Origin of the sequence: Kluyvera sp. STS39-E (assembly GCF_040932435.1) — a bacterium.
Classification (GTDB): domain Bacteria; phylum Pseudomonadota; class Gammaproteobacteria; order Enterobacterales; family Enterobacteriaceae; genus Kluyvera.
This window is the reverse complement of sequence record NZ_JBFQGA010000010.1, coordinates 197,245-208,215: the sequence shown is the minus strand read 5'-3', so window position 1 is coordinate 208,215 and position 10,971 is coordinate 197,245. Positions and strand designations below refer to the sequence as shown.

18 protein-coding genes are annotated in these 10,971 nt (G+C 48.1%); 4 read left to right on the top strand and 14 right to left on the bottom strand.

Annotated features, from left to right (window positions below; all coding sequences use genetic code 11):
• The first annotated feature begins 592 nt into the window (after positions 1–592).
• A complete protein-coding gene (locus tag AB4K05_RS21015; RefSeq protein ID WP_368481773.1) occupies positions 593–1,465 on the top strand; it encodes a phosphorothioated DNA-binding restriction endonuclease in 873 nt (290 codons plus the stop codon).
• A 260-nt stretch (positions 1,466–1,725) separates the two neighbouring features.
• Here the strand turns inward: AB4K05_RS21015 and AB4K05_RS21010 are convergent, their stop codons facing one another.
• The 14 genes from AB4K05_RS21010 to AB4K05_RS20945 all read right to left on the bottom strand — a co-directional run bounded on the left by AB4K05_RS21010 (position 1,726) and on the right by AB4K05_RS20945 (position 9,117).
• Positions 1,726–2,520, bottom strand: coding sequence for a helix-turn-helix transcriptional regulator (locus AB4K05_RS21010; RefSeq protein WP_094760971.1), 795 nt, complete (start codon positions 2,518–2,520; stop codon positions 1,726–1,728).
• Positions 2,521–2,635: 115 nt separating this feature from the next.
• Positions 2,636–2,911: a type II toxin-antitoxin system RelE/ParE family toxin gene (locus tag AB4K05_RS21005; protein ID WP_094760972.1), complete on the bottom strand. Its 276-nt coding sequence runs from the start codon at positions 2,909–2,911 to the stop codon at positions 2,636–2,638.
• A gap of 3 nt (positions 2,912–2,914) precedes the next feature.
• Entirely contained in the window at positions 2,915–3,163 is a 249-nt protein-coding gene (locus AB4K05_RS21000; RefSeq protein WP_094760973.1) for a CopG family ribbon-helix-helix protein, read from the bottom strand.
• 76 nt (positions 3,164–3,239) lie between these two features.
• Entirely contained in the window at positions 3,240–4,073 is an 834-nt protein-coding gene (locus tag AB4K05_RS20995; RefSeq protein ID WP_094760974.1) for a DUF4942 domain-containing protein, read from the bottom strand.
• A 115-nt stretch (positions 4,074–4,188) separates the two neighbouring features.
• Positions 4,189–4,530: a TA system toxin CbtA family protein gene (locus AB4K05_RS20990; RefSeq protein WP_094760975.1), complete on the bottom strand. Its 342-nt coding sequence runs from the start codon at positions 4,528–4,530 to the stop codon at positions 4,189–4,191.
• Between the two features lie 43 nt (positions 4,531–4,573).
• On the bottom strand, positions 4,574–4,915 hold the full coding sequence (locus AB4K05_RS20985; protein WP_094760976.1) for a type IV toxin-antitoxin system YeeU family antitoxin: 342 nt from the start codon (positions 4,913–4,915) through the stop codon (positions 4,574–4,576).
• Between the two features lie 22 nt (positions 4,916–4,937).
• Positions 4,938–5,159 carry a DUF987 family protein gene (locus tag AB4K05_RS20980; protein ID WP_094760977.1) on the bottom strand — a complete coding sequence of 74 codons (222 nt, stop codon included), beginning with the start codon at positions 5,157–5,159 and terminating at the stop codon, positions 4,938–4,940.
• Positions 5,156–5,665 carry a DNA repair protein RadC gene (gene radC, locus AB4K05_RS20975; RefSeq protein ID WP_171862414.1) on the bottom strand — a complete coding sequence of 170 codons (510 nt, stop codon included), beginning with the start codon at positions 5,663–5,665 and terminating at the stop codon, positions 5,156–5,158. The genes AB4K05_RS20980 and radC overlap by 4 nt, the downstream gene beginning before the upstream one ends.
• Positions 5,666–5,676: 11 nt before the next feature.
• Positions 5,677–6,096 carry an antirestriction protein gene (locus tag AB4K05_RS20970; protein ID WP_094760978.1) on the bottom strand — a complete coding sequence of 140 codons (420 nt, stop codon included), beginning with the start codon at positions 6,094–6,096 and terminating at the stop codon, positions 5,677–5,679.
• Between the two features lie 113 nt (positions 6,097–6,209).
• Positions 6,210–7,028 carry a DUF932 domain-containing protein gene (locus AB4K05_RS20965; RefSeq protein ID WP_094760979.1) on the bottom strand — a complete coding sequence of 273 codons (819 nt, stop codon included), beginning with the start codon at positions 7,026–7,028 and terminating at the stop codon, positions 6,210–6,212.
• A gap of 116 nt (positions 7,029–7,144) precedes the next feature.
• On the bottom strand, positions 7,145–7,375 hold the full coding sequence (locus AB4K05_RS20960) for a hypothetical protein (protein WP_094760980.1): 231 nt from the start codon (positions 7,373–7,375) through the stop codon (positions 7,145–7,147).
• Complete coding sequence (locus AB4K05_RS20955; protein ID WP_094760981.1) at positions 7,372–7,605, bottom strand: DUF905 domain-containing protein; 234 nt, start codon at positions 7,603–7,605, stop codon at positions 7,372–7,374. Before AB4K05_RS20955 ends, AB4K05_RS20960 begins: the two co-directional genes overlap by 4 nt.
• Before the next feature lie 105 nt (positions 7,606–7,710).
• A complete protein-coding gene (locus tag AB4K05_RS20950; RefSeq protein WP_094760982.1) occupies positions 7,711–7,986 on the bottom strand; it encodes a hypothetical protein in 276 nt (91 codons plus the stop codon).
• Between the two features lie 273 nt (positions 7,987–8,259).
• The gene (locus AB4K05_RS20945) at positions 8,260–9,117 is read right to left on the bottom strand and encodes a hypothetical protein (RefSeq protein WP_094760983.1); all 858 of its coding nucleotides are present in this window, start codon (positions 9,115–9,117) and stop codon (positions 8,260–8,262) included.
• A 434-nt stretch (positions 9,118–9,551) separates the two neighbouring features.
• Here AB4K05_RS20945 and AB4K05_RS20940 point away from each other — a divergent pair, with 434 nt between their 5' ends.
• The 3 genes from AB4K05_RS20940 (at position 9,552) to AB4K05_RS20930 (ending at position 10,962) form a co-directional block, all read left to right on the top strand.
• A complete protein-coding gene (locus AB4K05_RS20940; RefSeq protein WP_174329944.1) occupies positions 9,552–10,142 on the top strand; it encodes an inovirus-type Gp2 protein in 591 nt (196 codons plus the stop codon).
• Positions 10,143–10,232: 90 nt separating this feature from the next.
• A complete protein-coding gene (locus AB4K05_RS20935) occupies positions 10,233–10,442 on the top strand; it encodes an AlpA family transcriptional regulator (protein ID WP_094761036.1) in 210 nt (69 codons plus the stop codon).
• Positions 10,443–10,464: 22 nt separating this feature from the next.
• Entirely contained in the window at positions 10,465–10,962 is a 498-nt protein-coding gene (locus tag AB4K05_RS20930; RefSeq protein ID WP_368481772.1) for a hypothetical protein, read from the top strand.
• Positions 10,963–10,971: the final 9 nt, after the last annotated feature.

Genomic DNA, 10,971 nt, shown 5'->3' with positions numbered 1-10,971 from the left:
TCACTGTTGCGAGGTGGCGTATATTACGCTTTCCTCTTTCAGAGTCAAGCGTTTAATTTCGCTTTTCTCTGCCGAGATTCTCAGGAGAACCTCGCTGACCCGGCGGCTTGTTTGCCGTTGTTCCGTCTCAGTGGGGCCGCATTATAGGGAGTTTCTCATATCCCGCAATAGCTAAATTGCAGAAAAATGACTGACTGCTGCAATCCACAGCAGAACCCCACCTTATACCCATTTACACACAGAGTTATCCACAATCGTCGGAAGTTAGCATCAAAATAGCGCGAGACAATCCCGTCCAATTACCATTTCGCCTTCTATATATAAAGAAGGCGCTGTCGTTTTCTCCGATATCTGCAAAGGTAGTGCCGCCGAGTTGCCAAATCATCCAGCCACCAGTGGATGCTGTATGCCGACACGCGGTCAACTCCGATAGAGATCAAGACAATAGTACAGACGCTACTCTATGAATGAATAGCCCGGCAGGGTAACAATTGATAGGAAGACTTTATTGAACATCAAGATGGTATTAGCGCCTTGAACCAGAAGGACTTTACAAGCATCATCACAATTATTTGGTTACACAGGTAACGTGATGGCTTCCAGCAAATCCCTGCAACAGGCAATTTCTAGTATCACTATCTGGCGCAAAGACGGACAGCGCGCACCACATAAACCGTTATTGCTCCTGTATGCTCTGTCACGTTACAAACAAGGGCACGGCCGTTTCTTTAACTACGACACTGAAATTAGAGAGCCGTTGCATAACCTTCTGGAGCGTTTTGGACCACAGCGCGCCCAGTACCGTCCAGACATGCCATTTTGGCGTCTTCAGGGCGACGGATTCTGGGAACTTATCAATACCGAACGCTGCTCAACTACGGGGAGAAGCAAAGAACCTCGTGCTGGTGAGCTTATAGAAAACAATGTGTCTGGCGGATTTGACGAAAAACACTATGCCTTGCTGGTAAATAGTAAAACGCTTATTAACACTCTTGCACAACAGATTCTAGAATCCCACTTTACAGAAAGCATTCAAGAAGAGCTTGCTGATGAATTGGGCTTTGATATTCAGCAAATTCGCAAATACCGCGACCCTTTGTTCCGCCAGCAAGTTTTACGCGCCTATAACTATCAATGCACCATTTGTGGTTTCAACATGCGGCATGATAATACTTCTATCGCACTGGAAGCCGCTCATATCAAATGGAAGCAGCATGGAGGACCATGTGAAATCACAAATGGCCTAGCACTTTGCGCAATCCATCACAAAGCCTTTGATAAAGGCGCAATTGGAGTGGATGAGAACATGCGAGTCCAAATATCTTCCGCTGTTAATGGCAACAGCATTGTATCCAGACTCTTTTGGGATTTTTCAGGGGCTCAAATCCATCTCCCGATGCAAAAACAGAATTATCCGCAGGACAGTTTTATCGCATGGCATGCGCGGGAAATTTTCAGGAAGTAGCGCTCATATAATTTTGTGTGTGATAAGGATGCTATTTCCGAGATATAGGGGTGGGAAAGCGAGGAAAGCCTTGCGGATACTGGATTTCAGGCACAAAAAAGACGCCCGTTGACGTCTATTGATGTGTTGATGGTGCGAAGGCCGCACCGCGATTTTCAGCATAACAACATGAAATCAATGGATTTATAAAAATACGCAGTTGCTTTGTATACTCACATGTATACTCAGCACCATTTCTTAAGAAATCAATTCATTCAATACTACTCATCATCGTCTTCCACTGGTTCCAGTACGTCAAGCGCAACTCGCACCATCGCAATAGAACCTATACGGATAAAAGCATCCTCCCCATCCTCATCAGTTATCATGTAGCGATCTGCTGTTTCAGGCTCACAATCCAGCATTTCAAAGAACGCGTTCAACTGACCGATATCCCCCGCCTCCTCATTTTGCGGCGCATCAGACTCAACACTCAGCGGTATCACTGGCCCACCGTTGACCAGAGTGATATGAACATTGAAATAATCGTCCTCGTAGTCATCCTCTTCATCAACGATTGTTGGTAAACCATCAGCCAGAAACTGATGAAATACCACTTCACGTATATTTAATGCGTAGCGATGCTGCTCGGAATTAAAAACAAAGAAACGTTCTATATTAGGGGCGGTCTGTTCCTGAAAATAATAATAGAATCGCCGCTTATCCGCAGAAGATATAGGCAATAGCAGGTAATCCTGCTGCCCCTGTAGCCAAAGTTTTACGGTCCAGAGGTTGCAGTCCATTTCGATGCCACTGGTCGCAATATTTTCCAGCTCCTCATCGCTACAACTATACTGACTGCGCACTTTTTTCAGTGTGTTTTCGCCACCAGGAAAGACGGCATTTAGCGGTTTATCCAGCGCTGAACATATTGCCTGCGCAAGCCCCAGTCGGGCTGCAACCTTTCCACTTTCGATACGCTGAATTTGCTGCTGGCTGGTTCCGACCATAAATGCCAGTTCGCGTTGGGTGATAGATAGCTGGGTACGAAGCTGTTTGATGTTGTTCTGTAACATGGCATCCATCCTTCAGAAGGAGACAGAAAGTACCATTAAAACACATAAATGAGTAAAGACACAAAATCGTGTTTTTACTCAGTAATCAGCGCTCGTGAACGAAAAGAAAATCTCTTCAGCGTTCTTCTTTTGTATGCCAGAGATCCACGATATAGATATCATTGTCACGAAGTTCGTAGTGAACCTCGTAATCATCAAATAACACTTTTCGGACTTCCCGAGGTTCATACCGAGGCTGCTGTACGCCAATTGCCGGATGCGCTGCAAGGCCAGCGCATCCAGTAATCAGGCGATCCAAAACGTCATCGGCGTGCTGGCGGCTATACTGAAGGGCAAAACGGTAGATACGCTCCAAGTCATCCTGAGCTTTAAGCGTCCAGTAAATTTCCATTTATCAAGCTTTCTTTAAACGGTTAGCGAAATCCACCATGTTCGAATGACTCACCACACGACCAGCATCCACATCGGCAAGACCGGCCTGGATACTCTGATGACGCCGTTCTCTTTCGGCCAGCATACTGGTCAACGCTTCCTTAATAATCCAGCTCTTAGAACGATCTAACTCAATTGCCAGATTTTCAACAGCAGCAGCCAACTCCACTGGTATCTGTGCGCTGATGGTTTGTTTAGTAAGCGAACCCATAGGGATTATCTCCTTTAATAACATTTAATAACTCCTATTAAGATTAGCATAGAGGTGCCTATAAAAACATCACATCTCATTTTGCAGGCAACATCCCCGGAAAGTGCTTTGCCACAATGTCATTCATCTTTTCCACCAGATCCAGCCGTTTGAACGTGATATGCCCGCTCCCCTTCTGAAAGTAGCGAATGATGAACAAATCATCTTCGAAAACCTGCTGATGCGGGTTATCGCGCACAAAATCCATAAACCGGATGGAGACATCATGCCGGTTATCGGGAATGGTTTTGCCATCCAGCAGATACAGCATCCGCTCCAGATCGGCGAGCTGATCGCGCCGCCAGCCCCAGTTTAGGCTGTAGCCCCATCGGTCATGTTTCACCAGATTGTTAACGATGATCTTCTTGCCGAAGTAGCAAGGGTTATTGGTTTTATAGTCCCAGCTCAACCCTTTAAACACATTGATAATGCCGCGCTCAAAAACGTCCTGCTTGTTATGGTGCAACTGCTCAAAGGTACTCAGGATATTGGCTTCGCTGATGGCCGGAAGATCGCCCTCCTCCAGGTTCTTCGCCCACTGACTACGGGCTTCAGCGTCCATCAAGGTTAACATCCCGGATTTCAGCATCAGATCGCGCCAGATGCTGCGATCGATATTGCGGGCGATAACTGGCAGAGCTTTGTCAGTTGCCTGCATCAACCAGCAGTCAAAAGCCCGCCCCTGTCGCATCGCCCAGTGCTCCGCCGTGTTGCCGCCAATACCGGATGTCAGTCGGGAAATCTCATCAAGCTGGTGGATCACGGCTTCAATCTGTTGCAGCGCAGCATTCCGCCCGGTGACGATCCGTTCAATATTTGTCGAGCAGATAAGTTCGTTATGGTTAGTTAACACTTCAGCTTCTGTTTGCATAATTTTTCGTCCGTATAAAAGCAAACGCGCCCGCCGGGAATGGCAGGCGCATTATGCAGGGAGTTAACAGGGATGAAAGATCGGGAATGGAATACGGGAAGGCCGCTCGCAAGATTCAGTGCGCCGCCAGATGACGGCGACCTCGCAACAGGCCCGTTGCCTGTCGCGCCCGCAGAATATCAACAGCCCTAAGGTAAGGTGATGCGTCCTGCCAACCGAATCCTTTGCGATCGATACGAACCAGTTCGTATTTCTCCACAATAAAATTCACGGCATTAGCCAGCGTGATACCGGCGTCAATGTGTTCCTGAATCACTTTCTCTTCGCTAAACGGCGTGTCGTTGAGCGTGAGGCCATAATGCTTAGCCAGCAAATGCGTCAGCATTTTCTGCCAGATTTCGACAGGCGACGGCTGTGATGGTGTCGCCCGGTATGGGTGGTTGTATTGGGTTTGCATAATGAAATTCCGTTGGTAAACAGATATTGAGGGAGGATGCCGGTCAGCTTTTAACGATGGTTGGGTAAAGCGAAAGATAAACGTAACCAAACGATCCGCACGTATCGGCTTCACAGGTTATGCCACGAATTTCAGTCGTAAAACGTCTGGCCTCGCGCGGATTGAGTGCGCCAGTGCGTAAAGCAGCCTCCATCTGTTTAATAAACATCGGAAATACGATATTCAGCGTCTTTAGTTGCGCCGGGGTAAATTCACCGTAAATACCCGCCCGGTCAGCCAGATAGTGCAGGTGATTACCCTCCTGAACTAACCGCGCGCCAAATGACGGGAAGACATCTTTCCGTAGTCCCCATACCGGTGTGGATGTAGTTTTATTTATTTTCATTTTTAGCTTTCCTTAAAGATGATTAATTCAGGGTCACGCAGCGCAGGAGTGCATACGGTCCGTATTGGTCCTGACGACGTTCGGCAAAGACGGCCAGTACGCCGCTGATCTCGGGTACGTGACGACCGGTGTAATGACAGACGCTGCCGGTCCAGCGGTAATGACCAGTACAGTAAGAGGCCAGCCGCGCGCCGGGCGTCTGCCGGTAAATCGTCATCGCCTGGCGTTTACTGACGATGTTCATAGCCAGCCTCTCTCAGCAAACGAAACAATTTCCCGGTGGCCGACGATGAAGTGATCGAGTGTCCGTACCTCAACCAGCAGCAGCGTATTTTGCAAATTACTGGTGATAAGCCGGTCCGCTTTGCTGGGCTCTGCCGTGCCGGAAGGATGGTTATGCGCGAGGATCACCGCAGCGGCGTTATGGCGCAGCGCTGCTTTCACGATTTCACGGGGATGCACTTCGGTATGGTTGATAGTTCCAGTGAACAGGGTTTCACAGGCCAGTAGCTGGTGCTGGTTATCCAGAAACAGAACTATAAATTCCTCCCGCTCCAGTGCGGCCATTTTCAGCCGCAGCCAGTCACGGGTTTCCTCTGCCGAGAGGAACGATACACCGGGCTGGCGCAGGTGCTGTTCCAGTATCGACAGTGCCTGATGGATGATGCGCTGAGCGCCAGGGGTCAGACTGATTGCCGCAGAGGGTATTACATCGGGCTGGATGGCAACCAGCGATAGTGCTGTGTTCATAAGGGGTTTCCTCAGTCAATCAGCCGCATGATGCCGCTGCATTCAGGATGGGCCAGCGCGTAATCGCGCAGGCGGTAGTAGTGCTCACTGATAGCCTGACAACTGGTGCGGCAGGCATGGTGACTCCAGGCCATCAGGCACACCGCGATACCGGTGGCTTCGGTGCTGAGCTCAGCGTCATTGCCGTTGTGTTCGTTAAACAACGTGTAGCTCTCTTGCTCCGGCGGAGTCAGGAACGCGCCGCCATTCGACAGTATGTGAAAATCCCAGATGCCGCCCTGATAGTCGGTGCTCCAGAGGTCAAGCCAGGAAAACACCTGAGGCTCCAGAAAGACCCACTGGCGGACGCGCCCAAAGCGACGACCCCAGAAGGCGATTCGTTCTTCGTCGGGAACAAGGCTGGCCGTGATGATGGTGCGGTCAGGTTGCATCTGGCGTACCGGTGTTTTTGCTTCAGGTGTAGTGGTGTGTTGCATGATAAAATCTCTCTGCAAATTAATGAGTTGGATAGATAAAGTGAAAAAGGATGTGGTGCTGTCGGGTATCAACTCAGCGCCTGCTGGAGTTCTTCGGCCATCACCCATAACGCCCGGTTGAGCTTCAGGTCGCCATCGATGCCTTTCACGGCACGGGTGTGACTGCGTTTCCCCTGAGCTGAACGGCCCGACAGACCGCCTTTTATCAGCGACTCCTGGATGCGGTTATAGACCGTCCACAGGTCGCCGGATTCGTCCTGCCAGCGGCGGGGGGCCAGAATTTGCGCTTCAGTTACCGGCTGGTGGTCTTCACCAAAGCGGTAAGTCAGCGCGGCCTTTGCAAAAGCCTGTTGTGCGGGAGGTGGAAGTTGCAGCGACTGCATGGCCTCGCGTTTTTCCTCCACGCGGTCAAACACGCCGAGCACCTCGTAAGCGCCTTTGATAACCTTCTCCACCACGTCTCCCCGATGCGGCACGCGGATTTCACCCAATGACTGACCGCAGACGAGCGAATTGGTACAGACGCTTCTGAAGTACCCCGGCAGCATCTGGTACGAACTGGAACCATCGTGGCTGTTGAGCAAAATAATCTCCGGCACCTGCACACCGGTGATTTGCCCGGCACGACGCAGACGCAGCAGATGTTTGGTGTGTTCACGTTTGCCGGGGTCCCTGACTCTGGACTGGCAGGCAAAGAAGGGCTGAAACCCTTCGCGTTGCAGGTTCTCCAGCAGTGTGATGGTGGGGATGTAAGCATATCTGTCACTGCGGGATTCGTGGCGGTCTTCACTGAACACGCTGGGAACCACCTGCATCAGTTCCTCATGGGTTAATGGACGGTCACGGCGTATCTGGTTTATCCACCCGAATCGGCTGGCTAATCGCATGGTTTGTTCCTCAGTAGTGGGGTAACGGTATAAAAAAGACCATGCTCCTGGCGGGAACATGGTCTGATGGTGTGGTTGTGGGCAGGTTATGCCCGCTGTGGCTGAATGTCGGTGGACTACGTCTGCGCTTCTGCCAGCTGGTCACTGGTTTCTTCCAGTGCGCTGACTGCTGCATCCAGTGCAGCAATGGCCGTCTGCATCGCATCGCCGCGCTCGCCATTCTGTAAGCCTTCCGGCAGGTTGTTAAAGGCATCCTCTTCCTCCTCAAGCACAGCCTGCACGTCGTCCTTCAGTTCAGTGACTTGTTGCGCCAGCAGAGCCAGGCGTTTACGGCGTTCGTTGTTCACGCGGACTCCTTACGAATGCCGTAGTCAGCGATAAAGCGGTTCAGCCCCTGACCGGCTCCGGCAGCAAAGTTCCAGTCCCGCCAGATAAGGCTTCCGTCAGTATCACGAACGACCAGACGAAAGTGGGTCTGCTGATCATCTTCGATGGCAACATTCTGATAGCAGTCGGCAATTGCATTTGCTTCGGCACGGATAAATGGCCCGTCGGGTAGTAATGCTGGTTCGGTCATTGCAATCTCCTCAGAGAGCAAACAGAAATAAAGAAGCCCAGTCGCCGTAACGACTGGGCTGTGAAAAAACAGAGATGATGTTGTGTAGAGCGATAAATCAGCGGCTTAGTCAGTATCCTTATAAAACTGACCGTCCATACGGCTCTGAAATGCCATCGGCCAGCAGACGTAGGGAAGTGTGAGCTCAACCTGCTGCTGGCTCTGAATGCTCTGGTAAGTACAGACTTGTTGATTCAGCTGTGCGCTTTTTCTGCTACTAATAAACCGGTAGGTAATATAATCGGTATAGCTCCCGGCCTGACTGGTGACGGGCAGGCATAATGCTCCGGCGACAAGTAATAATCCTGACAGGGCTTTCAGATTGAGTTTCTGGCGTTGCATATTTTACAGCTCCTTATTGGCAATATTGATGATGAATTAATGGCATTGATGTATCACGTAGCTCAGTTCGTCACGATGAGAAATGTTTTCAGTCGTGTGTTATGAATTTTTCATTAGGGAGAGAAAGGGCGATAAATGACCGGGATGTAGTGTTTGAAAAAAATTCATTAGTGTAAGGAATGGCACAACCAAAAGAAACGCACGCAACAAATGCAAAGAGAATGTTTTTACACATTCTCTTTGATGTTCAATGAAGTAATATATATTTAAAATTTATTTAATTTCACCGGAGGAGGTTTTTTGTCTGTTGTATTCCTCAGAAATAAGATGATTAATGAAATAATCCTGATTGAAACCCGTGTGTTTTACCATGCTATCCAACTTTTCATTGTTTTCATGAGATATATAGAATTTTTTGTTGATGTTTTTTCTACCCTTTTTATCTCTTGTTTTTTGCGATGATAATGCGCTGCCTATTTTCTTTCTAAATAACTCCTTCTTCTCCGGAGTATCAAGAATTGCATCATAGAAACCCGTTAGGCATATTTTTTTATCTTCATTTGTGATGGGCAAAAAATACCTGGTGATATTATAAGGCGGTTTCTCAGCATAGTCCCATCGATACGTTATTTCCCTCTCATTATCCTTTGCAAAAGGATCTGGCATATTTACATATTTTTGCCACTCGCCTCTTAAATCATCAAGGATTTTTTTCTTCCTCACCCCACTGCAATCCAATTCATCAAAGTATTTTATCAGCGCATCAAATCGTCCACGATGATCGGGAAATACTTCATTACGTCGGGTGTTGCAACCAATTTTAATATACCATGCCCATAGACAAATTCTTTTATCATTTATCAACCCAAAGTCAGTTAACGGCAACAATTCATCCTTACAGGCCGCCTCCATTTCCTCTATGAACTGATCTATCCGCCGCTTATTTCCCCGATAATAATCGTTGAGTTCATCATCAATCCATTGGCATATTTCACTCGTATTTCCGGATTTATTATCCCAGTCAAATTCATCGCGAACGCTTATTCCTGAACGTCTTCTGCTTTCCATGTAACGGACATAAAACTGGCACTTTCTAATGTTAGTTTCAGAAACATATTTTTCATAACTCATCAACAAATACCTCATTACATAAACAATCACGCCGTGATTTTACCGTCATTCTGCATGATTTTATGGTGTTTTTGTCGCAAATTTATCAAAAATTAACCGAAAATGCGCCGTGACGATTTTAAAGGTCTAAAGAGTGAATGGTGATCGACGTTGATCTTCAGTGAATGAATTTTTAGTTTTATCGACCAGACTATGCTCTGTCACCCTGGTTGGATATAGCCGTCAGTGCTAGCCAGTCACAGCCCAGGAAGCAGTGATTCGTGATATGTGCCATCATGCTGAAATAAGGTTATTACTGTTATTATACAGCGACAGTATATCTGACCGGATACAACGTACATCGTTATCAATACCCTATCTAATATTACTAACCAGAGTCAACTAAAAACTTACGTCCCTCTCTCATGTTCATGATGCAACATAATGAGGAACGCATGATGAAATCAATCCCAGTTACAAACGCTAATCACCCAACATCCCCTCATCTGGAAAGCTGCCTGCACCGGCATGTAGATAACCTCTTCAACAAATTCTCCAAACTAATTCTGCTCAGAATCGATTTTGCCTATCTGAGTTACTCGCCTGAGTTTACTCAGCAGGATGTTCATGGCCTGTGTGCTGATATGGTTCAACTGGAGAACGCATTAAACAATATCCACGGTATCGCGGGTTATCTCTGGGTCGCTGAATATGGGGATAATCACCGACACCATGTACATAGTGCAATATTCATTAATGCTCAGTTACGCAATAAAGCCTGGCCGGTCTTTCAGGAGATTGCTGAGTGCTGGCAGCGTATTACCGATGCAGAGGGTTATGCTCATCGATGTACGCCACAGCGCCATTATAAAGTCAGAGGGGAAGAAGTAACTGAATACAATGACGATGAGGGGATAAACTCTATGAAATACATTCTCAGCTATCTGGCGAAGACTGAGCAAAAACCTGATGGAATAAATATCCGGTTTAGCACTATTCCAGATAGAACCCGCAGGGGAAGGCCAAGAACCCATCTCTGGAAGTGATTTATTACGGCGGCTGTTTTTGTCATGAGCAGTACCACATTCATTCTCATCCATCCCGGTACTGCTCTCCTGTTTACCGGAGAGAACATCATGACCAGCTTGCCAAATACATTATTAAGCGATCAATTAGTCGATATGAAATTCATCACTACATTTACCGGCTTGACGGATAAGTGGTTTTATAAACTTATCCAGGACGGGGGATTTCCAAAGCCGATTAAATTAGGCCGGTCTTCACGCTGGCTGAAAAGTGAAGTGGAAAACTGGCTGCAACAGCAGATAGAAAAATCCCGTGGATAAGGGGGTAATATCCATGAACGATATGATCCAACTATCCGCACTGCAACGGCATTATCAGCGGCTCTTAAACAAGTGTGTTGCCCGCGATGATGCAACGGGCCGTTTGCTATCCCGTCATCGTGACCTGCTCAGAGTTGTACCTGCTGATATATCCGGGATTGGTATCATGCTGGTTCCGACGTTCTTACTCCCGACATCACCAGCGGATTGTGGCGAACGGTTAGTACCTCGCTCTGCCATTCGCTTTACGTCTGAGACGCCCTGGAGCAGTATTCTGACCAGTGAGGTGCATAGATTGGGGCTACGGGATTACACGGCGGCATATAGCCATTTGTCGCCGTATCAACGCGAGGCCCAGGCGCTGGTGGTCTTCAGTGCATTACTCACTAACCACCCGCATTCTCCTGAGCCAGATATCAACGACTTGCAGCGCACCAACCCGGAACATCACCAGCTGGTGGACGAATATCTGTTCTTTGCCTTCTACGACCAGTGGTGCGACATTCCAAAACCAGTGTAAGGCGATTAT

Bases quoted from the DNA above. Each gene is read 5' to 3' on its own strand.
- AB4K05_RS21015 (WP_368481773.1), top strand. From the start codon at position 593: ATGGCTTCCAGCAAATCCCTGCAACAGGCAATTTCTAGTATCACTATC.
- AB4K05_RS21010 (WP_094760971.1), bottom strand. From the start codon at position 2,520: ATGTTACAGAACAACATCAAACAGCTTCGTACCCAGCTATCTATCACC.
- AB4K05_RS21005 (WP_094760972.1), bottom strand. From the start codon at position 2,911: ATGGAAATTTACTGGACGCTTAAAGCTCAGGATGACTTGGAGCGTATC.
- AB4K05_RS21000 (WP_094760973.1), bottom strand. From the start codon at position 3,163: ATGGGTTCGCTTACTAAACAAACCATCAGCGCACAGATACCAGTGGAG.
- AB4K05_RS20995 (WP_094760974.1), bottom strand. From the start codon at position 4,073: ATGCAAACAGAAGCTGAAGTGTTAACTAACCATAACGAACTTATCTGC.
- AB4K05_RS20990 (WP_094760975.1), bottom strand. From the start codon at position 4,530: ATGCAAACCCAATACAACCACCCATACCGGGCGACACCATCACAGCCG.
- AB4K05_RS20985 (WP_094760976.1), bottom strand. From the start codon at position 4,915: ATGAAAATAAATAAAACTACATCCACACCGGTATGGGGACTACGGAAA.
- AB4K05_RS20980 (WP_094760977.1), bottom strand. From the start codon at position 5,159: ATGAACATCGTCAGTAAACGCCAGGCGATGACGATTTACCGGCAGACG.
- radC (WP_171862414.1), bottom strand. From the start codon at position 5,665: ATGAACACAGCACTATCGCTGGTTGCCATCCAGCCCGATGTAATACCC.
- AB4K05_RS20970 (WP_094760978.1), bottom strand. From the start codon at position 6,096: ATGCAACCTGACCGCACCATCATCACGGCCAGCCTTGTTCCCGACGAA.
- AB4K05_RS20965 (WP_094760979.1), bottom strand. From the start codon at position 7,028: ATGCGATTAGCCAGCCGATTCGGGTGGATAAACCAGATACGCCGTGAC.
- AB4K05_RS20955 (WP_094760981.1), bottom strand. From the start codon at position 7,605: ATGACCGAACCAGCATTACTACCCGACGGGCCATTTATCCGTGCCGAA.
- AB4K05_RS20950 (WP_094760982.1), bottom strand. From the start codon at position 7,986: ATGCAACGCCAGAAACTCAATCTGAAAGCCCTGTCAGGATTATTACTT.
- AB4K05_RS20945 (WP_094760983.1), bottom strand. From the start codon at position 9,117: ATGAGTTATGAAAAATATGTTTCTGAAACTAACATTAGAAAGTGCCAG.
- AB4K05_RS20940 (WP_174329944.1), top strand. From the start codon at position 9,552: ATGATGAAATCAATCCCAGTTACAAACGCTAATCACCCAACATCCCCT.
- AB4K05_RS20935 (WP_094761036.1), top strand. From the start codon at position 10,233: ATGACCAGCTTGCCAAATACATTATTAAGCGATCAATTAGTCGATATG.
- AB4K05_RS20930 (WP_368481772.1), top strand. From the start codon at position 10,465: ATGATCCAACTATCCGCACTGCAACGGCATTATCAGCGGCTCTTAAAC.